This is a genomic window from Glaciihabitans sp. dw_435, assembly GCF_018449675.1.
Taxonomy (GTDB): Bacteria; Actinomycetota; Actinomycetes; order Actinomycetales; family Microbacteriaceae; genus Glaciihabitans.
Map to the genome: position 1 here is coordinate 147,609 of NZ_JAAVUZ010000006.1, position 23,236 is coordinate 170,844.

Below are 23,236 nucleotides of genomic sequence, written 5' to 3' on the forward strand. Positions count from 1 at the left end.
TTCGAGCCCTTGTTGACGAATTTTCGTCGGGTTAGTTTTCGAACGGAAGACACCCCTCGTTCGGGGCTTTTTCTCCCGGGTCGGTGCCGATTCTGGGACAGGCTTCGGAGGGAATCACCCATGAAAAACGTACGTTCCACGCTGCTCGCTGGTGGGGTGGCGGCTCTGCTGCTGGCGGTGACGGGGTGCGGATCGTCCGGCACCACCACCGCGTCGACCGTCGACTTTGGCGGTAAGGCCACCGGCACGCTCGCCGCCTGGGGCTTCGACAATACCGATGAAGTGGGCACATCGCGCCTCGACTATGCGAAGGATCAGCTGTCGTCGTCCGGGGTCAAGATCACCATCGACGCGACTCCGTTCGACGCACAGAAATTCACCACCCTCGCGGCCAGCAAGCGCACCCCCGATGTTGTGCAGATGGACCGGCAGTTCGTCACGACGTACGCCGCGAAGGGGCTGATCATGCCGCTGAGCACCTGCTTCTCGGCGAACAATGTCGACCCGGCGACTCAGTACTACACATCGGTGATGGCGGATGTCACGTACAACGGTGACGTCTGGGCAGTGCCGCAGTTCTACCAGCCACCGGCCATCATGCTGAACACCCGGGTGATGAAGGAGGCAGGTGTGACGGCGGCAGACCTCGATACATCCAAGCCCGATCAGCTGATCGCCGCGGCGAAGAAGATGACGACCTTCGACGGCAAGAACCCGACGCGACTCGGCTTCGACGCGCAGCCCACGAGCCAGGCGGGCCTGTGGATGCTCGGCTTCGGCGGCTCGATCATTGGTAGCGATGGCAAGCCCACGCTCGACGACCCCAACAACGTCACGGCCGTGACCTTCCTCAAGAAACTCGAGGATGCGCAGGGTGGATATGCGGCGGTGAAGAGCCTGGCCGACTCGTTCGACTTCTTCGGCGACAAGAACCAGTTCGTTTCCGACCAGGTCGGGGCCGAGATCGTTGCCCAGTGGTACGTCAACGTGCTCTCGCCGTACGCGACCAAGGTGCAGATCTCGGGCACGCCATTCCTCAACAGCACCGGGGAACCGTTCACCGTCGCGAGCGGCACCGCGTTCGTCATTCCGACCGCGTCGAAGAACCCTGTCGCGGCCTGCAAGTGGGCGCTTGACCTGACGTCGGCCGCCGCCTGGGACGCCGCGGGGGAGGCGCGCGCCGCCACCATCGCTTCGACTGACGGAGCTATCAACACGGGCCTGTTCACCGGATCGCCCGCGGCCGACACCTCACTGCGTACGAAGTACGTGCCGAGCACGGGAAACACCGGGTTCGACGAGGCAATCGCGGCGTACTACGACGTGGTGGGGTCGGGCCAGTCCTTCGGCTCCTCACCCGGCGGGCAGCAGATCCAGACCGAGTTGCAGAACGCCGTCAGCGCGGCGCTCCTGGGTGAGAAGTCACCGGAGGACGCGCTGAAGGATGGCCAGGCGGCTGCTCTCCGGGCCTACACCCAGGCGGGCGGCAAGTAGCGGGCGACTCTATCCCTTGCGACCCTGGGTCGCGACGCCCTCGATGAAGTATCGCTGGGCGAACGCGAACAGGATCAGCATGGGGATCGTCACCAGCAGCGCGGCGACCATCACGAACTGGTAGTCGCCGTGCCCGCCGTTCGTCGGACTGAATTTGGTCATGGTCGAGGCGATTCCGAGTGGCACCGTGAACTGATCCGCTGACCCCGCGTTCAGGTACACGAGTGCGGCCTGCAGGTTGTTCCAGCTGGCCTGAAACTCGAAGACGAAGACGATGATGAACGACGGGATGGACAGGGGCAGAGCCATCCGCCAGAAAAGACCAAAGTAGCCAACGCCGTCCATGCGGGCCGCCTCGAAGATCTCCCGCGGCAAGCCAAGGAAGAACTGCCGCTGCAGGAAGATGTAAAAGGCGGAGCCGAAGAGGTTCATGCCCCACAGCGGCACATTGGTACCAACCAGGCCGAGCGAATTCCAGATGAGGTACTGCGGCACGAGGGTGACGGCGCCCGGCAGCATCATCGTCGCCAGCACGAGGCCGAACAGGATGTTGCGTCCAGGGAACGAGAAGTAGGCGAACCCGAACGCCACGACGGAGCTGGACAGGGTGACAAAGCCCGCGGCCAGGATCGCGATGAGGAGGCTGTTGCCCATCCACGACAGGATCGGCAGCTGGTTCCACACGTCGACGTAGTTCTGCGGCTGGAACGTCTGCGGGATCAGCGAGTTGTCGAACACCTGCCCGCGCGGCTTGAGGCTGGCGGCGAGCAACCAGGCGAAGGGGTAGAGAAACAGCGCCGAGAACGCGATGAGCAGGATCCAGCGCACGACGCGTCCGGTGAGGGTCGCCGGGCGGGCGAAGATCGAGGTGGTGGACATCAGTTGCGCTCTCCCTCGTAATACACGAACCGGTTGCTGATCTTCACCTGGATCAGCGAGATCAGCATGATGATGATGAACAGCAGCCAGGCCATCGCCGCGGCGAAGCCAAAGTTGAACTGACGGAAAGCCTGCTGGAAGAGATAGACGCCATAAAAGAGGGATGCCTCGGGCGCGGCCTGTACCTGGTCCCGGTAAAAGAGCAGGTATGCCTGATCGAAGACCTGCAGCGCGGCGATGGTGAGCACGATGACGTTGAAGAAGAGCGCGCCGGAGATCATCGGGAGTGTGATGGAGAAGAACCGGCGGATCGGGCCGGCGCCATCGATGGACGCGACCTCGTAGAGGTCGGTCGGAACGTTCTTCAGTGCGGCGAGCAGGATGATCATGGTGCCACTGACGCCCCACAGGGTCATCAAAACGATGGACGGTTTCACCCAGGCGGGGTCCTGCAACCACTGCGGCCCCTGAATTCCGATCGCGGCCAGCGCCTTGTTGATAGCCCCCTGGTTTCCGTTGAGCAGCAGGAGGAACACCGACGCGGTCGCCACGGTCGGCGTCATCCTCGGCAGGTAGAAGACGGTGCGGAAGAACCCTGCACCGCGTCCCACGCGGTTGAGGAGCAGTGCGAGGAAGAGGGCGAAGATGATCTCGAGGGGCACCGCGAGCACCGCGTAGAAGAGGGTGTTGCCGAGCGACAGCGCCACCTTCGGGTCCTCGATCAGGGCCTGGTAGTTCGCGAGTCCGACCGGCTGAGCGGTGTCCGTCGCGAGTTGGTAGTTGCTGAACGAGATGACGAGGCTGTAGATCATCGCGCCGAGCGTAAAGACGAGAAACCCGATGAGCCACGGCGTAATGAAGAGGTAGCCCGCGATCGCCTCTCGCCGGTTGTACTTCACGCGACGGATGGTGCGGGTCGCTCGGGTGCCGCCGGTGGCCCCGGAATCCGTGGCGGCGGGTAGTGCCGTGTCGGCGGCCATGGGCGCATGTCCTTTCGGGTGGGCAGTACGGACGAGAAGCGGGATGCCGGTGCACTGTGCGTACAGGCATCGCTTCCTGACGAAACGTACGTTTGGAGCATCCGCCCAACAACCCCTTGCGCTGTCTGGGCGAACGCAGCAGCGCTGTCTCGCTCTGGGCGTAACGTTCCGGGCAGTTCGCCCACGGCGGCGGGGGGACAATGAAGTGATGAGTATGCGAGGCGGCGGTGGCCGTGGACGAGTGAGTGCGCGCGACACCGAGGCGCAAAAAGCAGCGAACGCCGGAGCGCCCAAGGTCGAGCATCTGCTGCGCCGGATCGGCGAACTGTTCAAGCCGCACCGCCGTGCCCTGAGCGTCACGATCGTGCTGGTGCTGATCAGTGCGGGGATGAGTGTGCTGCCCCCGCTGCTGACCCGGGAGGCGTTCGACATCGGCCTCTTCCCGAAGTCGGGGATACCGGATGTCCCGGTGCTGATGCTCCTCGTCGGCGCCATGGTTGCCCTGTGGATCGCGTCCGCCGGCCTCGGTGTCTGGCAGACCTACCTCACCGCGACCGTCGGAAACACCGTCATGGGCCGCCTCCGCACCCGCCTGTTCGGTCACCTCCAGGCGATGGAACTCGCGTTCTTCACGAAGACGAAGACCGGAATTATCCAGTCGCGCCTGCAGAACGATGTGGGTGGTGTCGCCGACGTGCTCAGCAACACCATCTCGAGCGTGATTGGCAACACCGTCACGGTGATTGCGGCGTTCGTGTCGATGCTGGTGCTGAGCTGGCAGCTGACAATCGTTGCGGTCATCCTGCTTCCGGTGCTGCTGATTGCGCAGCGTCGGGTCGGTCAGGTGCGCGCACGGATCGCGACCAAGACGCAGGAGTCGCTGAGCGACATGACGTCGATCACGCAGGAGGCCCTCAGTGTCAGTGGCATCCTGCTGGCCAAGAGTTTCAACCAGCAGAAGGCGGAAATCGCCCGCTACGAGGCCGAAAACCAGACCCAGATCCGGCTGCAGGTGCGCCAGCAGATGAGCGGCCAGTGGTTCTTCGCGGTGGTCGGCATCTTCCTGTCTGTCATCCCCGCGATCATCTACCTCGTCGCCGCCTGGCTGATTACGCACGATGTCGCCGTGACCGCCGGAACGATCGTTGCCTTCACGACCGTGCAGGCCCGCCTTACCTTCCCGCTGCTCGGCCTGTTGCGCGTGGTGCTCGACCTGCAGACCTCGCAGGCGCTGTTCTCCCGCATCTTCGAATACCTCGACCTGCACCCTGCCATCACCGACAAGCCGACCGCGACGCCCGTCGATCCGGGTCAGCTCGGCCGGGTGGAATTCGACCAGGTCGTCTTCCGCTACCCCGACGCGGGCCCCGATACCCCCGCCACCCTCAAGTCGATGACCTTCGACATCGAGCCGGGGCAGTACGCAGCCTTCGTCGGCCCGTCGGGCGCGGGTAAGACGACCGTCTCCTACCTCGTGCCGCGCTTCCACGACGTCTCGGGCGGCCGCGTGCTGTTTGCCGGGTCCGACGTGCGCGACCTCCAACAGGACAGCCTCGTCCATAACATCGGCATCGTCAGCCAGGAGACGTACCTTTTTCACGCGACGATCGCGGAGAACCTGCGGTACGCGAAACCGGATGCCACGGACGCCGAACTCGAGGCCGCCGCGCGCGCGGCCAACATCCACGCGACGATCGCGTCATTCCCCGACGGGTACGACACCCTGGTGGGGGAGCGTGGCTACCGTCTGAGCGGCGGCGAGAAGCAGCGCATCGCCATCGCCCGGGTGTTGCTCAAGGATCCCGCCGTGCTCATCCTCGATGAGGCAACCAGTGCCCTGGACTCCGTCTCCGAACGCATCGTGCAGGCGGCGCTCGACACCGCCTCCCGGGGGCGCACCACCATCGCGATCGCCCACCGTCTCTCGACGGTCATCAACGCCGACGTGATCTTCGTGGTCGACGGCGGCCGCATCGTCGAACGCGGCACGCACGACGAGCTCGTGGCCCTCGAGGAGGGCGTGTACGCGAAGCTCTTCCACGAGCAGTCCCGGGCGATGGCGGGCTAGGAGCCCTCAACGGGGAGCGGCGAGCTACGAGCGGGCCGCCAGCATGTCTTGCATGAGGCCGATCTCGCTGGTCTGCGCCGTGATGACGCCCTTGGCCAGGGCCACGACCGAGGGATAGGTGCTCCGGTCGAGCAGGGCCTGCGCCATCTCGATGCCGCCCTTGTGGTGGGCGATCATCAGCGTGAGGTATTCCTTCTCGGCAGCGACACCCGTGAGCGTGCGCAGGTGCGCCATCTGGGCAGGGGTGGCCAGCCCCGGCATCGGACTGCCGGGCTCGTGGGCGCTGGCCGTGGCCATGCCGTCGTGACTCATGCTGTCGCCGGCGAGCGTCGGCTGGGTCATCCACGTCATTGATGGTTCGGATGCCACCTGCGGAAGTTTCCACTCGGCGAGGAACCCATAGAGCTGGCCCGACTGCGATCCCTGTGACGTGGCGATGTCATACGCGACCGAGCGCACGGTGGGGTCGGTCGTGAGGTCGCGCACGAGGAGGGACATCTCGACGGCCTGGTTGTGGTGGGTCTGCATGTCGCGGGCGAAGCCGGCTTCCACGCTGTGGTCGCCGGGCGTTCCCGTCTGCGGACCGGTGATGCGGCCGGCGGCAAACGCGCCCACCAGCAGAAGGAGGGCGGCCAGCGTGATCGCGAGAATGCGACGACCGCGGTGCGCCGGGGTAGGCGCGGCCGCGGTCGTCGGGGCAGAAGCGGGTGTCGACACGAGTACGGGGGTCAGTTAGGCGACGCGGCCCGGGTCATCGATGCCACCGGTGCAGGCGGCCGTGGGCTCGGGTGCATCGGCGGAACGCCAGAACTTCTTGATGAAGTCAGGAAGGCGCTTGTCGTCAACACCGGTGAGCTGCACCTGCTTGCCCCACGCGGAGGCGACGACGGGCGTCGGCAGTCCCTCGTACGGGGAGAGCACGGTGTAGGTGTCGGGCAGCTGCTTGCGCAGGGCCTTCACGCCGTCGGCATCGATCTTGGTGGGGTCGTACGTGACCCAGACGGCACCGTGCTCGAGGTCGTGCACGGCACGGGAGTCTTCGACGGGCTGGTCATACACGCCACAGTTGAGCCATCCGGCCCAGTGGTCGCCACCCGCGGGCGGGGACATGCCGTACTCGGCCTGGTAGTCGACAACGTCGTTCGACGCGTCGGCGTCCTGGTCGACGTGGTTCGCGGTCGGAAGGGTGAAGCTCTTCAGCCCGGAGATCTGGATGTCGGCCGGAGCCACCTTCGGCACCGAGCTGGTGACCACGAACGTGACGATGAGCGCGCCGATCGCGAGCACACCAACGCCCGAGGCAATGTAGGCGATGAGGCGGTTGCGCTTGGAGGTCGCCTGCTGCTTCTTGAGCGCTGCCACCTTTTCGGCGCGGCGCGCATCGCGTTGTTGTTTGACCGAGAGCTCTGATGGCATGCGGGGAAATCCTGACGTCAGTTGAGGGTACAAGTAAATTGTCTCAGGCCCGAGCTGGGAATTGAGCAACCGTTACGCATCCGTGCCGCGGCAAACCGCCGCTGATAGATTAGGCGCACCATGAAATACGCCAACTCTGTGCTGGATCTCGTCGGAAACACCCCTCTCGTTCGCTTGCGCAGTGTGGCCGAGGGCTATGCCCCGACCATCCTCGTGAAGGTCGAATACCTGAACCCCGGCGGATCGTCCAAGGACCGCATCGCCCGGCGCATCATTGACGCGGCCGAAGCGGAGGGCCTGCTGAAGCCCGGCGGCACCATCGTGGAGCCCACCAGCGGCAACACCGGTGTCGGTCTGGCACTCGTCGCTCAGCAGCGTGGATACCGCTGCGTCTTCGTGGTCCCCGACAAGGTGGGCGAGGACAAGCGTTCGGTGCTGCGCGCCTACGGAGCAGAGGTCGTCGTGACCCCGACCGCCGTCGCCCCCGAGAGCCCCGAGTCCTACTACAGCGTCTCCGACCGCCTCACCCGCGAGATCCCCGGCGCGTTCAAGCCGAACCAGTACTCCAACCCCAATGGTCCGCTCAGCCACTACGAGACCACCGGTCCCGAGATCTGGGCCGACACGGAGGGCAAGGTCACCCACTTCATCGCGGGTGTCGGCACCGGCGGCACGATCAGTGGCGTCGGTCGCTACCTCAAGGAGGTATCGGATGGCGCGGTACAGATCATCGGCGCCGACCCCGAGGGTTCCGTCTACTCCGGCGGCACCGGGCGCCCGTACCTCGTCGAGGGTGTCGGCGAAGACTTCTGGCCGACCGCGTACGACCCGTCCGTCGTCGACGAGATCATCGCGTCCTCCGATGCCGAGTCGTTCGAGATGACCCGTCGTCTCGCCCGCGAAGAGGGCCTGCTCGTTGGTGGTTCGAGCGGCCTCGCCGTCTCGGTGGCGCTCAAGGCCGCGGAGAAGCTCGGTCCCGACGACGTCATGGTGATCCTTCTGCCCGACAGCGGCCGCGGCTACCTCGGCAAGATCTTCAACGAGAAGTGGATGCAGTCCTACGGCTTCACCCAGATCTCCGACGAGAAGACCGTCGCCGACGTCGTGCGCTCCAAGTCCGGCTCGCTGCCCGAACTCGTGCACGTGCACCCCACGGACACCATCCGCGATGCCATCCAGATCCTCACCAAGTACGACGTCTCCCAGATGCCCGTGCTCACGGCCGAGCCGCCCGTCGTCATCGGAGAGGTCGCCGGAGCCGTCGACGAGCGCACCCTGCTCGAACTCGTGTTCAGCGGCGCCGCCCAGATGACCGACCCCATCTCCAAGTTCATCGGCAAGCCGCTGGGACTCATCGGCGTGCACGAGTCGGTCACCGCCGCCCGTACCGCGCTGGGCAGCACCGACGCCCTGCTCGTTGTCGATGACGGCAAGCCGGCGGCCGTGCTCACCCGGCACGATCTGCTCGCCTTCATTTCCGAATAAGCGGGACAGCGGATGACCCGGGCCCGGCACTGAGACCGCACCGGGACATCCGCTCTCCGCCTCCCGCATCCCGTCACCCCAAACAAAAGAGATTCGTCGTGTCCTCCTCAACACCCGCCGCAGCCGGCGACCACGCCTTTTCCACCCGTGCCATTCACGCGGGCCAGGAATTTGACCCGACCACGGGTGCCGTGGTTCCCCCCATCTACATGACGAGCACCTTCGTGCAGGACGGCATCGGCAACTTCCGCGGAGGGTATGAGTACGCCCGCGGCGGCAACCCGACGCGGGACTCGCTGCAGACCCTGCTCGCCTCGCTCGAGGGCGGCTCGCACGCGTTCAGTTTTGCGTCGGGGCTGGCGGCGGAAGACACGCTGCTGCGCGCGATCGTGAAGCCGGGTGACTCGATCATCATGGGCAACGACGTGTATGGCGGGACGCACCGACTGGTGAACCGCGTGTTCGTTCCGTGGGGGATTGGCCTGTCGACGGTCGACATGAGTGACCTGGACGCGGTGCGTGCGGCCGTGGCATCCGCCCCGCCCAGGGTCTTGTGGATTGAGACGCCGAGCAACCCGCTCATGAAGATCAGCGACATCGCGGCGCTCGCCGAAATCGGGCACGCCGTCGGTGCGCTCGTCGTCGTCGACAACACGTTTGCCTCGCCGTACCTGCAGCAGCCGATCTCGCTGGGCGCCGACGTCGTTGTGCACTCGACGACCAAGTACCTCGGCGGCCACTCGGACGTGCTCGGGGGCGCGGTCATCGTCAACAGTGAGGAGCTGGCGGCGTCGGTCGGGTTCCTGCAGTTTGGCGTGGGCGCCGTGAGCAGCCCGTTCGACGCGTGGCTGACGGTGCGTGGCATCAAGACGCTGGCCGTGCGGGTTGAGCGTCATTCGTCCAACGCGCTGGCGATCGCCGAGGCGCTGTCGGGGCACCCCGCGCTTGACGCCGTCTACTACCCGGGACTCGAGAGCCACCCGGGGTACGAGCTTGCCGGGCGCCAGATGCGCGCGTTCGGTGGAATGCTGTCTGTCGCGCTGACCGGTGGCCCCGCTGCCGCGCGCACGTTTGCCGAGACGACGACCCTGTTCCAGCTGGCGGAGTCGCTGGGTGGCGTCGAGTCGCTCATCGGGTACCCGTCGGAGATGACGCACGCGTCCGTGAAGGGCACGGAGCTTGAGGTTCCCGAAAACCTGATCCGCCTGTCCGTCGGAATCGAAGACGTTGATGACCTAATCTCAGATCTGACGGGCGCACTCGACGCGCTGTAGTCGTCGTCCGGGACACCGGTCGAGCCGCCTCGCGAAGGGACCCGATCGGTGACTACGCAGGGAGTCGCAACGAACACAGCGGCGGATGCCCGTGCTTTTCCGTTGTTCGCCGTGTGGCTAACGGTGGCGGTGCTGCTGTTTTCGGCGGGTGGGCTATCGGTGCTTGCCAGTTCGGTTGCGGTGCTTGGTGGTCCGTATCATCCCACCGCGGACAAGTGCCAGCTGGATGACCCTGCCCCGGAGGGTGCCGCGATGTCTGGTGAGCAGAGGGTCGTCACCGGGGGCGCCTCCTCATGGCCCGTGGGATACGCGTGTACCTACACGATGGAGGACGGCAGCTTCCGGACCCAGGGGCTCGATGACTGGACCGCGACCTGGCTCGCGTACGGCGGGCTGACCGCGGTGCTCGGCGGGGTAGCCCTGGCGATCGGGTCATCCGTCTCCTTCCGTCGCCGCTCGCGTAAAAACGGGCGATAACGCTGAAAACGGTCCAGCGCGCCTGACCGTTTTCAGCGCTTTGGCCCGGTTTCACCGGCTCCGCCCCGTTTTGCAGGCCGGCTCCGCCCGGTTTCGCAGACCGATCCGCCCGGTTTCGCAGACCGATCCGCCCGATTTCGCAGAACGACCCGCACGTAGTCGCCCGCCACGCCTCGTCAAGGCCCCCGACCACCTTCGCCGAAGCGATTAAATGTGCGGATGGAATCCTTACCCCTCGGCGTGCTCGCCCTGATCTTCGTGGCGGCCGCCGCGGTCGTGTGGATCGCCGGTATCCAGCTGTCCAAGGCCACCGACGTGCTCGATGCCCGCCTGCACCTGGGGAGCGCCTTCGGCGGACTGATCGTGCTCGCGGTGGCTACGAACCTGCCGGAAATCGCCATCACTGTGTCGGCGGCTCTCGCGGGCAACCTCGATGTCGCAGTGGGAAACATCCTCGGTGGCATTGCCCTGCAGACCGTCGTGCTGGTGATCCTCGATGTCTTCGGGAAGAGGGGAAAGGGTGTGCGGCCCCTCACGTACCGGGCGGCATCGCTGACCCTCGTACTCGAGGGGATCATGGTGGTCGCAGTGCTCACGGTCGTGATCGCCGGAAGCCAGCTGCCGTCCGGCCTCGAGCTGCTGCGCCTCACCCCGGACGTTGTGTTGATCTTGCTGCTGTGGGTCATCGGCCTCCTGCTGGTGCAGCACGCCCGAAAGAACCTGCCGTGGCAGGAGGAGGGGCACGCGCCCGACTCGAGCGCGCACCCGCACCGGCACCGTCGTCACAAGCCCAACGACTCCATGCCCACGGCCAAGGCAGCCATCATCTTCGCCGTCGCGGCACTGGCAACGCTCGTCGCCGGTGTCGTGCTCGAACAGGCCGGAGACGCGGCATCCACCCAGCTCGGATTCTCCGGCGTGCTGTTCGGGGCTACCGTGCTCGCGCTGGCGACATCGCTTCCCGAGATCTCGACCGGCCTGCAGGCGATCAAGCAGGGAGACGACAACCTCGCCATCAGTGACATCTTCGGGGGCAACTCCTTCCTGCCCGTGCTGTTCCTGCTCGCGACAGTCATCTCCGGCAAGGCGGTTCTGCCGCAGGCCAACGCGTCAGACATTTACCTCACTGCGCTCGCCGGTTTGCTCACCCTCGTCTATGTCGTCGGTCTGATCTTCCGCCCGAGCCGCCGCATTGTCGGGATGGGTGTGGATTCGCTCATCGTGCTGATCCTCTATGTCGTGGGCATCGGCGGCCTCATCGCCATCACGCTGAGCTGACCGGCACTGACCGATTCCATGTGATTGGGTTATGCATCCGGGGCGTGCATAGGCCAAGCTGAGGAGAACTTCTCGTAGCCATTCGCCCGGAGACCCCCGATGACCGTTGATCTCGCCGACCTCACGCTGGCCGAACGACTGTCCCTGCTCATCGGCTTTCGTCCAGAGTCCGGACGTATGAACCGCGGGTTTGGTGCTACCGCCGGACGCCCGCTGGTCATGGTCGAGGGAGCGTTGACGCTGATCGAACTCGTCGACGGTGGCTTCATTGAGGTCGAAGCGGATGCCACGGACGATGTTCCCCCGGAACCCCAGACCCGCGCGCTCGAGGTGGTGCCGCCGCACCCCGTCCTCGCCTTCGCGCACGAATACATTTCCCGGCAAGACCCCGCGCGACCCGTGGAGTGGTACTTCTCGCGGATCGGCCTACGCCAGGACCCGGGTCGCCGCCGCGTCGAGCTCGGTCTCGCCCTCGACCCGCGGGGTCGCAACCTCTCCCAGGACGGCATCACCCTCGTGCGCGCCAACCGGGCCCGCATCGATGCATTCGTCTTCGACGACACAGTGCACATCGATTCCGTCAGTGATCAGGACTGCGTCCTTGCCGCGGCGCTCGACACCGCCGACGCCCGGCTGCGGGCGTTCCCGGGGCTCGCGTGGAAGCGACGCCCTCACGTCCTCGTGCGCATGTCGTTGCTGTCCGCCCGCGCGACAGAATCGGTACCCGCCGATCACGGGCGTAACCTCGTCTTGGTTGCCCTGAAAAGCAGCAACCTCAGCGCCCAGGACTAGTGCGGAGCACAGCAGAACAATGACGGACTTCGAGGCACTCCCCGCATCATCCGAGCGGCACGTTCTGGCCGAGGGTCCGGTCTGGCTGGCCTCGACCGAGACACTCCTCTGGGTCGATATCGAGCAGGGCCACGTGCTTGAGGGACGCCTCGCCGGCGACACCGTCGAGCAGATCGCGAAGCACGAGTTCGGCGAAACAGTGGGCGCTGCCGCGCGTTCCGACGATGGGCATCTGCTGGTCGCCGCCCGGGAGACCATGATCATCGTCGACCCCACCGGCGTTCGCACTGCCGGCCCCCGCATCGTTCCTGCCGGCTCGCGCCGCCGTACGAATGACGGCGCCGTCGACCCCGCCGGCCGCTTTCTCATCGGCACCCTCTCGCTCGATGACGTGCCCGGAGGCGAAACGCTGGTGCGGATCGAGGATGACACGAGCCTGACGGTCCTCGACGATGATCTCTCCCTCTCCAACGGCCTCGCCTGGTCGCCCGACGGCACACTTCTCTACAGCATCGACACGGTGCCGGGCATCGTTTGGGTGCGGGACTACGACGCGGCCACGGGTGCGGTCGGCGACCGTCGCGAGCACGTCCGTGTCACCGACGGGCATCCCGACGGCATGTGCGCCGATGCGTACGGCAACCTGTGGATCGCGATCTGGGGCGCGGGCGAGGTGCGCTCCTACTCGCCCACGGGAGCGATTCTCGACACGGTTCGCGTCGCAGCGCCGCATCCGTCCAGCGTCGCCTTTGCCGGACCCGACCTTGACCTTCTCATCATCTCGACAGCGTCGCGTGACCTCAGCGAGGCCGAGCTCGAGCTCTATCCCAGCGCGGGCTGCCTGTTTTCGGCCCGCGTCGGGGCGACAGGCGTGCCCTCGGTGGCGTGGAATGCGGCATTCATAAGGCCATAACGGCCCCGTCATAGAAACCGCATAGGGTGCGGGCGTTGAGTGCTTTCTATGACTCCTCCACACGACTTCCTCGCCCTGGATGTCGCGGTCCCCGTCTACAACGAGCAGGCGGACCTCGACCGCAGCATCCGTACTCTGCACGCCTACCTGGCCGACGAGTTCGACTTTGCCTGGCGCATCACGATTGCCGACAACGCATCGACGGATGACACCGCAGACATCGCCGACTCCCTCGCCGCAGAATTTGCTGAGGTCGTCGCCGTGCACATGGCGGAGAAGGGCCGCGGTCGTGCGCTCAAGCGCGTCTGGCTCGACTCGCCCGCGCAGGTTCTCGCGTACGTCGACGTCGATCTGTCCACCGACCTGAGCGCCCTTCCTCCGCTCATCGCGCCGCTGCTCTCGGGCCACTCCGACCTCGCAATCGGCACTCGCCTTGCCTCGTCGTCGCGCGTCGTGCGCGGAGCCAAGCGCGAGTTCATCTCGCGCAGTTACAACTTTCTGCTTCGCCGGGCGATGTCCGTCGAGTTCAGCGACGCGCAGTGCGGGTTCAAGGCGATCCGCCGCGAGGTGGCCCAGCAATTGCTTCCCACCGTCGAAGACACCGGCTGGTTCTTCGACACCGAAATGCTGATCATCGCCGAGCGTGCGGGAATGCGCATTCACGAGGTGCCGGTGGACTGGGTGGATGACCCGCGGTCGAGCGTCGACGTCGCCAAGACCGCTCGCGAAGACCTGAAGGGCATGGTGCGCGTCACCCGCAACCTGATGAACGGGACCATTCCCGTCGGGGCACTCTACGACGAGCTTGGGCGTCGTCCGTTCGCCCAGGCGACTGCCCCGAGCTTCTTCGGACAGGTCGTGCGTTTCGGCGCCATCGGAATCATGTCGACAGCGGCATATGCTCTTCTCTACCTCGTGTTCCAGCTCGTTGTGCCGGCGCAGGCGTCGAATTTCCTCGCGTTGCTGGTGACGGCGATTGCCAACACGTGGGCGAACCGGCGATTTACCTTCGGGGTGCGCGGCCGGGATGCCGCGCTCAAGCACCAACTCCAAGGCCTCGTGGTGTTTGCCCTGGCCTGGGTGATCACCAGCGGATCGCTTGTGCTCCTCGAGGCGGTGCGGCCGGAGTTCAGTGCTCACGCCCAGCTGCTCGTCCTCATGGCGGCCAACCTCATTGCCACCGTGCTGCGGTTCGTCCTGCTGCGCGTGTGGGTCTTCCGTCGCCAGCGTCATCCGGCCGCGTCTGACCTCGCCGCGAGCCCGGCACCCACGATGTCTGAGAGTCCGGCGTCCGCCGTCGGCACCGAGTCATCCATTGTCCTCACCGCTCCCTCGAAAGTGACCGAATCATGACCACCTCACACTCCGCCGTCGCGGGTACTCAGACGACGGTGACCCGCGGCACTCCCGCCGCGACTTCACGCGACCGGCGGTCGATCGGGCAGCTGTCCCGCTCGGCCGGGCGGTGGATCGTTCGCGGACGAGCGGATGCCGTGGTGTGGGAGCGTCCCGCACTGCTCGGACTTCTCGTGCTGACCGCGGGCCTGTACATCTGGGATCTCGGGGCGAGCGGCTGGGCCAACTCGTTTTACTCGGCCGCCGTGCAGGCGGGCACCAAGGACTGGGTGGCATTTTTCTACGGGTCATCCGACGCCGCCAACTCGATCACCGTCGACAAGCCGCCGGCCAGCCTCTGGATCATGGAGATCTCTGCGCGCATCTTCGGGCTGAGCTCGTGGAGCATTCTGCTTCCCGAGGCGCTGATGGGTGTGGCGTCCGTCGCCGTTGTCTACGCGACTGTTCGCCGCGGTTTCTCGGCCCGCACGGCGCTTCTCGCCGGTGGCGCGCTGGCGATCACGCCGGTCGCGGCCCTCATGTTCCGCTTCAATAACCCCGACGCGCTGCTGGTTCTGCTGCTCGCGCTCGCCACCTATTTCACCCTGCGCGGCATCGAAACGGGACGCCTCAAGTGGGTTCTGTGGGCCGGCGCGATAGTTGGATTCGGATTCCTCACCAAGCAGCTGCAGGCGTTCCTCGTGCTGCCCGTGCTGGCCGGCGTCTACCTGCTGGCCTCGCCCCGCAAGCTCAGCACGCGCTTCGCCCACCTCTTTGGGGCGCTCGGCGCGGTGGTGGTAGCCGGCGGCTGGTGGGTGGCGATCGTCGAACTTGTTCCGGACAGCTGGCGCCCGTACATCGGCGGATCGCAGACCAACAGCTTCCTCGAGCTCACCTTCGGCTACAACGGCCTCGGACGCCTGACCGGCGAGGAGACCGGCAGTGTCACCGGCGGGTCCACCACAACCGCGAGCTGGGGAGAGACCGGCATCACTCGCCTGTTCACCAGCGAGTTCGGTGGCCAGATCACCTGGCTGCTTCCCGCGGCCCTCGTGGTCGCCATCGTCGGAGTGATCGTGTTGTGGAAGGCGCCCCGCATTGACGTGCGCCGGGCAGTCCTGCTGCTCTCGGCCGGAACGATGATCGTCACCGCGCTTGCCTTCAGCCTCATGGCCGGCATCTTCCACGCGTATTACACGGTGGCGCTCGCCCCGTCGATCGCGGCGACCGTCGCTATGGGATCCGCGTTGCTCTGGTCGCACCGGGCGGAATTGTGGGCACGTATCGTGTCCGCCGCGACGGTGCTCGGCACGAGCATGTGGGCCTACGCCCTCTTGAACGAGGCGACGGACTTCGTGCCGTGGCTCAAGTTCGTGGTTGTCGCCCTGGGAATCGTCGCTGCCGCGCTTCTGCTGCTGCCGCGTCGAAACCAGGCGCTCAGCGCGATCACCCTGACCGCGACGCTGGCGGCCGGGCTCCTCGGACCCCTGTCGTACACGCTGCAGACCATCACCACCGCCCACACCGGTTCCATCGTCACCGCCGGCCCCAGCGTCAGCGGCGGCTCGGGTGGCTTCGGCGGAGGCGGCGGCGGAATGGGCGGCGGAGGTGGCGGTACGCCTCCCGCCGGCGGCTTCGGCGGCGGAACCGCACCCACGGGAGGCACCGCGCCCACCGGAGGGACGGGAACCACGGGCACCGGTACCACCGGCACGGGCACGGGCACGGGCACTACGGGCACCGGGACCGCGGGTGCCAACACCACGCGCATGGGTGGTGGCATGGGCGGAGCCTCCGGCCTGCTCGGCACCGGCGCGGCCAGCGCCGAGGTCGTTGCCCTGCTGCAGGCTAACGCGAGTGAGTTCAGCTGGGTCGCCGCGACCGTCGGGTCCAACAACGCGGCCAGTTACCAGCTGGCCAGCGATGACGCCGTGATGCCCGTGGGCGGATTCAACGGGAGTGACCCGTCGCCCACGCTCGAGCAGTTCAAGGAGTACGTAGCGCTCGGCGAGATCCACTACTTCATCGGCACGGATTCGATCGGCACCTCGAACGGCGGATCCGATGCCGCCAGCGAGATCGCCGCCTGGGTCGAGGCCACCTACACGGCACAGACCGTCGACGACGTGACGATCTACGACCTCACCCAGTAACCGCCGCATCGAAGGAGCACAGATGGTCGCCGCACCCGCGGAGAAACGACCATCTGTGCTCCTTCGGCTGCCAGCGACCGGAAACATGCTGCCGAAATGCCCCGCGCGGCGGTCGGCAGACCTCGGGCGCGGCGCGCACGTGCCCTAGGTTGATCTGGTGACTATCGAGACGCAGTACCGAGCCCACTTCGATGCATCCATTGGCTTCACCAACGGGGGCGGCCTCACCGCCAACGCCTTCCGGCTCGATATCCCGGGCGAGGAGATTCCGCCCGCGGGCCCCGATGCCATCACCAGCGCGACGGTGTCCCGTCTGCTCGTGCAGCACCTCGGGCTCACCCTGGTCGGCGACGTCACGCTCACCCACCTCGCCATCGTCGAGGAGCAGCACCGCGGCAGCCGCGGCGTCACCACCGAGCGCTCGACGAGCCACGCGCCCCGCGGCGCCCTCGTCGATCTCAGCCACACCATTCGTGCGGGCCTCGTCACCTACCCCGGCCTTCCCGAACCGGTGATCACGCCGCACCTGACGCGCGAAGATTCCGCGTCGCACTACGCGCCCGGCACCGAATTCGCCATGGACATCATCTCCATGATCGGCAACACCGGCACCTACATCGACAGCCCATTCCACCGTTACGAGGGCGGCACCGACCTCTCCGGACTCACCCTCGACACGCTCGTCGACCAGCGGGCGGAAGTCTTCCACCTGCAGGATTCGACGGAGCGTGGCATCCCCGCGTCCGTCTTTTACGACCGTGATATTGCCGGATGCGCCGTGCTGCTGCACACCGGCTGGGACACGCACTTCGCCACCCCCGCCTACGCCTCCGGCGCTCCGTACCTGACCGCGGACGCGGCCGCCTACCTGGTCGAGCGCGGGGTCACGCTGGTGGGAATCGACTCGCTCAACATCGACAATACGGAAGCGGATGGCGCGGGCGAACGCCCCGCTCACAGCCAGCTTCTCGCCGCCGGGATTCACGTGGTCGAGCACCTCACCAACCTCGGTCAGCTGCCGCCCTCGGGCAGCACATTCACCGCGGTTCCGCCCCGCGTGGAGGGCTTCGGTACGTTCCCCGTGCGCGCCTTCGCCCGCCTGCCGATCCCGGGAAGCTGAGCGTCCGCAATCCGTTAACCAAGGGATTGCGATGCGAACCCAGTGCGTTAACTTCTTGACTGCAAGGGTTTCGACAGGCACTCTACGTGTATGCCTGTTCGAGCCAGGCCCCGTAACCCGGGGTCGCAGACTGCATTGAGGCAGTCGAATCAACAAAGAATCGTCCAAAGCCTTCTGAGCGGGGGCCCGTCGACGCAGGCGGAGCTATCCCGTGAGACAGGGCTGTCTACTGCAACCATTTCCAACATCGTCAAGGTGCTCGGGGAACGCGGCATCGTCACCACGTCGCCGACCACCAGCTCGGGGCGGCGTGCGCTGTCCGTGTCCCTCTCCGGCAATGGCGCCGTTACCGTCGGGGTCGACTTCGGCCGTACCCACGTGCGCATCGTCGTGTCGACCCTCGACTACCGGGTCGTTGCCGAAGAAGCGATCTCGCTTCCCCAGGGGCACAGAGCCGAACTCGGCATGGGCACGGCCGCGAGCCTGCTCGATGGGATGCTGCTGCGCACCGGCATCAGCCGGTCTGCGGTACTGGGCGTCGGTGTCGGGATCCCCGGCCCGATCGACCATCGCACCTCGACGGTCGTGGAGGGCGCGATCCTGCCCGAGTGGGTGGGCGTCACGCTGGGTGACTTGGAGAGCCTCTTCGACTTCCCGGTCTACATCGACAACGATGCCGACCTCGGTGCCCTCGCCGAGGTGACCTGGGGACCGCACAACGGCGTGAGCAATCTCGTCTTCGTAAAGATCGGCAGCGGTATCGGCGGCGGCATGATCATCAACGGCCAGCCGTATTCCGGCAACATCGGGGTTACCGGCGAGATCGGTCACACCCCCATCGTGGATCACGGGCTGGTGTGTCGGTGTGGAAATCGTGGATGCCTCGAGACCGTGGCATCCACTGCGATCCTCGTTGACCGCCTCAGCAGTCGCGAGACCGGCCGACTCACGATCGAAGACGTCATCCGCCAGGCCCGGGATGGCGACGCCGCCACGATCCGCGTGCTCGAAGACGCGGCCCTTGCCGTGGGGCGCTCGCTTGCCAACATCGCCAATCTCGTGAACCCAGAGGTGATCGTCATCGGGGGACCGCTGACGATTCTCGACGAGGTACTGCTCGATCCGATCCGCCGTGGCATGGTGCGCTACACCTTGCCGCGCGTGGGGGAGACGACCGAGCTCGTGGTGTCGTCACTCGGCGAACGGGCCGAGGCACTGGGGGCCGCTGCCCTCGTGCTGCGGCAGCCCGCGCTGCTCGCCGCATTCTGAGCAGTGGGCCCCGGCCATCGGATTTTCGAATCTGAAATCTGATCGTTATCTTGAAATTGCGTTAACTATTTGACGACAACGCAGTAAAAGAGTTAACTGCATAGGCGGGCGCGGTAAATCTGTACTGTGCGCCCATTTGACGAGGAGGTCTACGCCGTGGCGTTGAGCGAACAGGCTGCTGCACCCACCATCCTCGAGATGCGTTCCATCACCAAGGAATTCCCCGGTGTCAAGGCCCTCGAGAATGTGTCCCTTACCGTTCAGGCCGGCGAAATCCACGCCATCTGCGGTGAGAACGGTGCTGGAAAATCCACACTGATGAAGGTTCTGTCGGGGGTATACCCGTTCGGGACCTACGACGGCGACATCGTTTACCAGGGCAAGGTCGTTCGCTTCCGTGACATCGTCGCGAGCGAGGCCGCTGGGATCGTCATCATCCACCAGGAACTCGCGCTGATCCCCGAGCTGTCGATCACCGAGAACATCTTCCTTGGTAACGAGCCCCGCCGCTTCGGCGTCATCAACTGGGTCGAAGCCAAGAAGCGCGCGATCGACCTGCTCGCCCGCGTGGGACTCGAGGATGACCCGGACACGCAGATCAAGAACATCGGTGTTGGCAAGCAGCAGCTCGTGGAGATCGCCAAGGCGCTCAACAAGAACGTCAAGCTGCTCATCCTCGACGAGCCGACCGCCGCGCTGAACGAGGCGGACTCGCAGCACCTGCTCGACCTGATCCTCGGCCTCAAGGGCCGCGGCATCGCGTCCATCATGATTTCCCACAAGCTCAACGAGATTGAGCAGATCGCCGACTCGATCACGATCATCCGAGACGGCCACACCGTTGAGACGCTCAACGTCAAGGCCGACGGCGTCGACGAAGACCGCATCATCCGCGGCATGGTCGGTCGCGTTCTCGAGAACCGCTTCCCCGAGCGCACCGGCGAAATCGGCGAGGTCTTCTTCGAGGTCAAGAACTGGGTTGTCCAGCACCCGCTGACCAACGAGCGCATGGTCGTCAAGGACTCCTCCTTCACCGTTCGCCGTGGAGAGGTCGTCGGATTCGCCGGCCTCATGGGCGCCGGCCGCACGGAGCTCGCGATGAGCATCTTCGGCCGCTCGTACGGAACGTTCATCTCGGGCGAGCTGTACAAGGACGGCAAGCGCATCTACGCCCGTAACGTCTCGGAAGCGATCGACAACGGTCTCGCCTACGTGAGCGAGGACCGCAAGGCCCTCGGCCTCAACCTGCTCGATGACATCAAGGATTCCGTCGTCGCGGCCAAGCTGCACAAGATCGCGCCCGGCCAGGTCATCAACCACGTTGAGGAATACAACGTGGCCGAGGCCTACCGCAAGAGCCTGCGCATCAAGACCCCGACCGTCGACGAGGGCGTGAACAAGCTCTCCGGTGGAAACCAGCAGAAGGTTGTTCTGGCCAAGTGGCTGTTCACGGACCCCGACCTGCTCATCCTCGACGAGCCCACCCGCGGCATCGACGTCGGTGCCAAGACCGAAATCTACGGAATCATCCGTGACATTGCGGCACAGGGCAAGGGCGTCATCCTCATCTCCTCTGAGCTCCCCGAACTTCTCGGCGTCTCCGACCGGATCTACACGATCTTCGAAGGCACGATCACCAACAACCTCCCGGCCAGCGAAGCCACACCCGAAACACTCCTGAAGAGCATGACTTCGGCGAAGAAGAAAGTTAACAACTAATGAGCGCTCCAGACACCGCGAAGCCGGCCTTCCGCTTCCGTGACCTCAGCAAGATGTTCGGTGGTGGCCAGTCCAGCGGCCGCCAGGTCGGAATCCTCGGTGCCCTCGTTGTCATCGTCATCCTCTTCCAGATCCTGACCGACGGCCTCACGCTCGACCCGACCAACCTCATCAACCTGGTGAACCAGAACGCCTACGTTCTGATCCTCGCCATCGGTATGGTCATGGTCATCATCGCCGGCCACATCGACCTGTCGGTCGGTTCGGTCGCCGCGTTCGTCGGTATCGTCGTCGCGACGTCCATGGTCAGCTGGAACTTCCCGCCGATCGTTGCGATGCTGCTCGGTCTCGTCATCGGCGCGATCATCGGTGCATGGCAGGGCTTCTGGGTCGCGTATGTGGGGGTCCCCGCCTTCATCGTGACGCTCGCCGGCATGCTCATCTTCCGTGGTGCCAACCAGTTCTTCGGTAACTCCAACACGGTCACCGTTCCGGACGGCTTCACCTTCATTGGCAACGGCTTCATCCCCGACTTCGGACCGGCATTCGGTTACAGCAACGGCACCCTGATCCTCGGTCTGCTCGTCATCATCGCCCTCGTCTGGCAGGAAATCCGCCAGCGTCGCACGCAGTCCCTCATGGGCGCCGAGAGCGCTCCGGTCTGGGTCAGCGTCACCAAGGTTGTGCTCCTCGTCCTCGTCGCCGGTGGTGCCACCTACCTGTTCGCGACCGGTCGCCTGGGCACCAGCTACCCCGTCTCGGGCATCATCCTGGGCGTTCTCGTACTCCTGTACTCCTTCATCACGCGTAACACCACCTTCGGCCGCCACGTCTACGCGGTCGGTGGAAACTGGCACGCCGCTGAGCTGTCCGGTGTCAAGATCAAGCGCATCAACTTCCTCGTCATGATGAACATGTCGATCCTCGCCTCGGTTGCCGGAATGGTCGGCGTTGCTCGCGCCGGTGCTTCGGGCCCTGGTGACGGAACCGGCTGGGAGCTCGACGCCATTGCCGCCGTCTTCATTGGTGGCGCCGCCGTCGCCGGTGGTATCGGAACGATCACCGGATCGATCATCGGTGGTTTGGTCATCGCGGTTCTCAACAACGGACTTCAGCTGCTCGGTGTCTCCAACGACAAGGTGCAGATCATCAAGGGTCTGGTTCTGCTGGTTGCCGTTGGCATCGACGTCTACAGCAAGCGTCAGGGCAAGCCGTCTCTCATTGGATTCCTCACGCGCAAGCGTCCCGGCTCCAGCGACGACGCTCCCACCTCGGGCTCCGCTCCCCTCGACCGCCCGTCGGTCGAGCCGACCGGCGCTCCCGCGGAGTCCTCTTCGCGCCCCTCGTCTATTACTCCGAACGTCTAAACCCGCGTAGCGGCCGGGGACGACGACTGTCCCCGGCAGCTACAACACCAAGAGAAGAAAGTAGAACAAACACATGCGCAAACTCGTATTCGGATCCGTAGCAGTCGCTGCGGTCACCCTGATGGCACTCTCGGGCTGCTCCACTCGTAGCACCGACACCTCCTCGAGCGGCGATGCAGCCGGCTTCAAGGAAGGCTCCATCATCGGCGTTGCTCTTCCCGACAAGACCAGTGAAAACTGGGTCCTCGCCGGAAAGCTCTTCGAAGAGGCAATCACGAAGGCCGGCTACACGCCCGACATTCAGTACGCACCCTCGGCTAACGTTGCTGCAGAGCAGGCCAGCCAGATCTCCGCGATGAACACCAAGGGCGCAAAGGTCCTCATCATCGGTGCATTCGACGGCAAGCAGCTCGGCACGCAGGTCAAGGACGCGCACGACAACGGCGCCAAGGTCATCGCTTACGACCGCATCATCCAGGACAGCCCGAACGTCGACTACTACGTCGCTTACGACAACGAGAAGGTTGGCGAGCTCCAGGGCCAGGCACTCCTCGATGGCATGAAGTCACGTTTCCCCGACGCGAAGACGTACAACATCGAGCTGTTCTCCGGTGCATCCACCGACCCGAACGCCAAGGTGTTCTTCGACGGTGCAATGAAGATCCTGCAGCCGAAGATTGACGACGGCACGCTGAAGGTCGTTTCCGGCCAGACCGCGATCGCCCAGACGCAGACCACCGGATGGCTCGCCGCTAACGCGCAGACCCGTATGGACACCCTGCTCGCTGGTAACTACTCCAAGACCGAGATCAACGGCGTTCTCTCCCCGAACGACACGCTGGCTCGCGCCATCCTCACCTCGATCAAGAGCGCCGGAAAGAACACCCCTGTTCAGCCCGTCGTGACCGGTCAGGACTCTGAGGCTGCCTCGATCCCGCTGATCATGTCCGGTGAGCAGTACTCCACGATCAACAAGGACACCTCGGCTCTCGTCGACCAGGCAGTTGCCATGGTCAAGGAGATCGCTGCTGGCAAGGACGCAACGGTCAACTCCGACCCGACCAACAACGGTTCGGTTGACGTTCCCACGTACTACCTCGCACCGGTCCTCGTCACCAAGGACAACGCTGCGGACGCGTACAAGAACAACCCGACCCTCCTCGCGCTGGTCAACAAGTAACAACCCGCTCGTAGCCTCTGGCTACTAGCTGTTTCAC

General features: G+C 65.3%; 19 protein-coding genes. 15 read left to right on the plus strand and 4 right to left on the minus strand.

What is annotated here, in order from left to right; genetic code table 11:
• Window positions 1–120: 120 nt before the first annotated feature.
• Complete coding sequence (locus HB677_RS10420; protein ID WP_213815633.1) at window positions 121–1,494, plus strand: ABC transporter substrate-binding protein; 1,374 nt, start codon at window positions 121–123, stop codon at window positions 1,492–1,494.
• A gap of 9 nt (window positions 1,495–1,503) precedes the next feature.
• Here the strand turns inward: HB677_RS10420 and HB677_RS10425 are convergent, their stop codons facing one another.
• Both HB677_RS10425 and HB677_RS10430 read right to left on the minus strand, forming a co-directional pair.
• Window positions 1,504–2,373 carry a carbohydrate ABC transporter permease gene (locus HB677_RS10425; protein ID WP_213815634.1) on the minus strand — a complete coding sequence of 290 codons (870 nt, stop codon included), beginning with the start codon at window positions 2,371–2,373 and terminating at the stop codon, window positions 1,504–1,506.
• Window positions 2,373–3,353: a carbohydrate ABC transporter permease gene (locus HB677_RS10430; RefSeq protein ID WP_213815635.1), complete on the minus strand. Its 981-nt coding sequence runs from the start codon at window positions 3,351–3,353 to the stop codon at window positions 2,373–2,375. The genes HB677_RS10425 and HB677_RS10430 overlap by 1 nt, the downstream gene beginning before the upstream one ends.
• A gap of 208 nt (window positions 3,354–3,561) precedes the next feature.
• Here HB677_RS10430 and HB677_RS10435 point away from each other — a divergent pair, with 208 nt between their 5' ends.
• On the plus strand, window positions 3,562–5,421 hold the full coding sequence (locus tag HB677_RS10435) for an ABC transporter ATP-binding protein (RefSeq protein WP_213815636.1): 1,860 nt from the start codon (window positions 3,562–3,564) through the stop codon (window positions 5,419–5,421).
• 24 nt (window positions 5,422–5,445) lie between these two features.
• On the opposite strand, the gene HB677_RS10440 is transcribed toward HB677_RS10435, so the two are convergent.
• Together HB677_RS10440 and HB677_RS10445 are read right to left on the minus strand one after the other, a co-directional pair.
• Window positions 5,446–6,138: a DUF305 domain-containing protein gene (locus HB677_RS10440; RefSeq protein ID WP_213815637.1), complete on the minus strand. Its 693-nt coding sequence runs from the start codon at window positions 6,136–6,138 to the stop codon at window positions 5,446–5,448.
• Window positions 6,139–6,153: 15 nt separating this feature from the next.
• Window positions 6,154–6,837: a DUF3105 domain-containing protein gene (locus HB677_RS10445; RefSeq protein WP_213815638.1), complete on the minus strand. Its 684-nt coding sequence runs from the start codon at window positions 6,835–6,837 to the stop codon at window positions 6,154–6,156.
• A gap of 120 nt (window positions 6,838–6,957) precedes the next feature.
• Between HB677_RS10445 and HB677_RS10450 the strand changes: the two genes are divergently transcribed.
• From HB677_RS10450 to HB677_RS10510, 13 genes are all read left to right on the plus strand, one after another.
• Entirely contained in the window at window positions 6,958–8,322 is a 1,365-nt protein-coding gene (locus HB677_RS10450) for a cystathionine beta-synthase (RefSeq protein WP_213815639.1), read from the plus strand.
• 98 nt (window positions 8,323–8,420) lie between these two features.
• Entirely contained in the window at window positions 8,421–9,596 is a 1,176-nt protein-coding gene (locus tag HB677_RS10455; protein ID WP_213815640.1) for a cystathionine gamma-synthase, read from the plus strand.
• A 48-nt stretch (window positions 9,597–9,644) separates the two neighbouring features.
• Entirely contained in the window at window positions 9,645–10,073 is a 429-nt protein-coding gene (locus HB677_RS10460) for a hypothetical protein (protein ID WP_213815641.1), read from the plus strand.
• Window positions 10,074–10,292: 219 nt separating this feature from the next.
• Window positions 10,293–11,351 carry a sodium:calcium antiporter gene (locus HB677_RS10465; RefSeq protein WP_213815642.1) on the plus strand — a complete coding sequence of 353 codons (1,059 nt, stop codon included), beginning with the start codon at window positions 10,293–10,295 and terminating at the stop codon, window positions 11,349–11,351.
• Window positions 11,352–11,450: 99 nt separating this feature from the next.
• Window positions 11,451–12,143, plus strand: a complete 693-nt coding sequence (locus tag HB677_RS10470; RefSeq protein WP_213815643.1) for a hypothetical protein — start codon at window positions 11,451–11,453, stop codon at window positions 12,141–12,143.
• A 19-nt stretch (window positions 12,144–12,162) separates the two neighbouring features.
• Window positions 12,163–13,056 carry an SMP-30/gluconolactonase/LRE family protein gene (locus HB677_RS10475; protein ID WP_213815644.1) on the plus strand — a complete coding sequence of 298 codons (894 nt, stop codon included), beginning with the start codon at window positions 12,163–12,165 and terminating at the stop codon, window positions 13,054–13,056.
• A 48-nt stretch (window positions 13,057–13,104) separates the two neighbouring features.
• Window positions 13,105–14,409, plus strand: a complete 1,305-nt coding sequence (locus HB677_RS10480) for a bifunctional glycosyltransferase family 2/GtrA family protein (protein ID WP_213815645.1) — start codon at window positions 13,105–13,107, stop codon at window positions 14,407–14,409.
• The gene (locus tag HB677_RS10485; RefSeq protein ID WP_213815646.1) at window positions 14,406–16,544 is read left to right on the plus strand and encodes a glycosyltransferase family 39 protein; all 2,139 of its coding nucleotides are present in this window, start codon (window positions 14,406–14,408) and stop codon (window positions 16,542–16,544) included. Before HB677_RS10480 ends, HB677_RS10485 begins: the two co-directional genes overlap by 4 nt.
• 157 nt (window positions 16,545–16,701) lie before the next feature.
• Window positions 16,702–17,664 carry a cyclase family protein gene (locus tag HB677_RS10490; RefSeq protein WP_307852557.1) on the plus strand — a complete coding sequence of 321 codons (963 nt, stop codon included), beginning with the start codon at window positions 16,702–16,704 and terminating at the stop codon, window positions 17,662–17,664.
• A 90-nt stretch (window positions 17,665–17,754) separates the two neighbouring features.
• Window positions 17,755–18,933, plus strand: a complete 1,179-nt coding sequence (locus HB677_RS10495) for an ROK family transcriptional regulator (protein ID WP_213815647.1) — start codon at window positions 17,755–17,757, stop codon at window positions 18,931–18,933.
• A 198-nt stretch (window positions 18,934–19,131) separates the two neighbouring features.
• Window positions 19,132–20,652, plus strand: a complete 1,521-nt coding sequence (gene mmsA, locus HB677_RS10500) for a multiple monosaccharide ABC transporter ATP-binding protein (protein ID WP_213815683.1) — start codon at window positions 19,132–19,134, stop codon at window positions 20,650–20,652.
• The gene (mmsB, locus tag HB677_RS10505) at window positions 20,652–22,019 is read left to right on the plus strand and encodes a multiple monosaccharide ABC transporter permease (protein WP_213815648.1); all 1,368 of its coding nucleotides are present in this window, start codon (window positions 20,652–20,654) and stop codon (window positions 22,017–22,019) included. The genes mmsA and mmsB overlap by 1 nt, the downstream gene beginning before the upstream one ends.
• Window positions 22,020–22,092: 73 nt before the next feature.
• Window positions 22,093–23,199 carry a sugar-binding protein gene (locus HB677_RS10510; RefSeq protein ID WP_213815649.1) on the plus strand — a complete coding sequence of 369 codons (1,107 nt, stop codon included), beginning with the start codon at window positions 22,093–22,095 and terminating at the stop codon, window positions 23,197–23,199.
• Window positions 23,200–23,236 lie beyond the last annotated feature (37 nt).

What these genes read in the sequence shown, in the direction of transcription:
- HB677_RS10495 (WP_213815647.1), top strand. Translation starts at nt 17,755, where the DNA reads ATGCCTGTTCGAGCCAGGCCCCGTAACCCGGGGTCGCAGACTGCATTG.
- HB677_RS10480 (WP_213815645.1), top strand. Translation starts at nt 13,105, where the DNA reads ATGACTCCTCCACACGACTTCCTCGCCCTGGATGTCGCGGTCCCCGTC.
- HB677_RS10430 (WP_213815635.1), bottom strand. Translation starts at nt 3,353, where the DNA reads ATGGCCGCCGACACGGCACTACCCGCCGCCACGGATTCCGGGGCCACC.
- HB677_RS10510 (WP_213815649.1), top strand. Translation starts at nt 22,093, where the DNA reads ATGCGCAAACTCGTATTCGGATCCGTAGCAGTCGCTGCGGTCACCCTG.
- HB677_RS10425 (WP_213815634.1), bottom strand. Translation starts at nt 2,373, where the DNA reads ATGTCCACCACCTCGATCTTCGCCCGCCCGGCGACCCTCACCGGACGC.
- HB677_RS10465 (WP_213815642.1), top strand. Translation starts at nt 10,293, where the DNA reads ATGGAATCCTTACCCCTCGGCGTGCTCGCCCTGATCTTCGTGGCGGCC.
- mmsA (WP_213815683.1), top strand. Translation starts at nt 19,132, where the DNA reads ATGCGTTCCATCACCAAGGAATTCCCCGGTGTCAAGGCCCTCGAGAAT.
- HB677_RS10450 (WP_213815639.1), top strand. Translation starts at nt 6,958, where the DNA reads ATGAAATACGCCAACTCTGTGCTGGATCTCGTCGGAAACACCCCTCTC.
- HB677_RS10475 (WP_213815644.1), top strand. Translation starts at nt 12,163, where the DNA reads ATGACGGACTTCGAGGCACTCCCCGCATCATCCGAGCGGCACGTTCTG.
- mmsB (WP_213815648.1), top strand. Translation starts at nt 20,652, where the DNA reads ATGAGCGCTCCAGACACCGCGAAGCCGGCCTTCCGCTTCCGTGACCTC.
- HB677_RS10420 (WP_213815633.1), top strand. Translation starts at nt 121, where the DNA reads ATGAAAAACGTACGTTCCACGCTGCTCGCTGGTGGGGTGGCGGCTCTG.
- HB677_RS10435 (WP_213815636.1), top strand. Translation starts at nt 3,562, where the DNA reads ATGAGTATGCGAGGCGGCGGTGGCCGTGGACGAGTGAGTGCGCGCGAC.
- HB677_RS10445 (WP_213815638.1), bottom strand. Translation starts at nt 6,837, where the DNA reads ATGCCATCAGAGCTCTCGGTCAAACAACAACGCGATGCGCGCCGCGCC.
- HB677_RS10485 (WP_213815646.1), top strand. Translation starts at nt 14,406, where the DNA reads ATGACCACCTCACACTCCGCCGTCGCGGGTACTCAGACGACGGTGACC.
- HB677_RS10470 (WP_213815643.1), top strand. Translation starts at nt 11,451, where the DNA reads ATGACCGTTGATCTCGCCGACCTCACGCTGGCCGAACGACTGTCCCTG.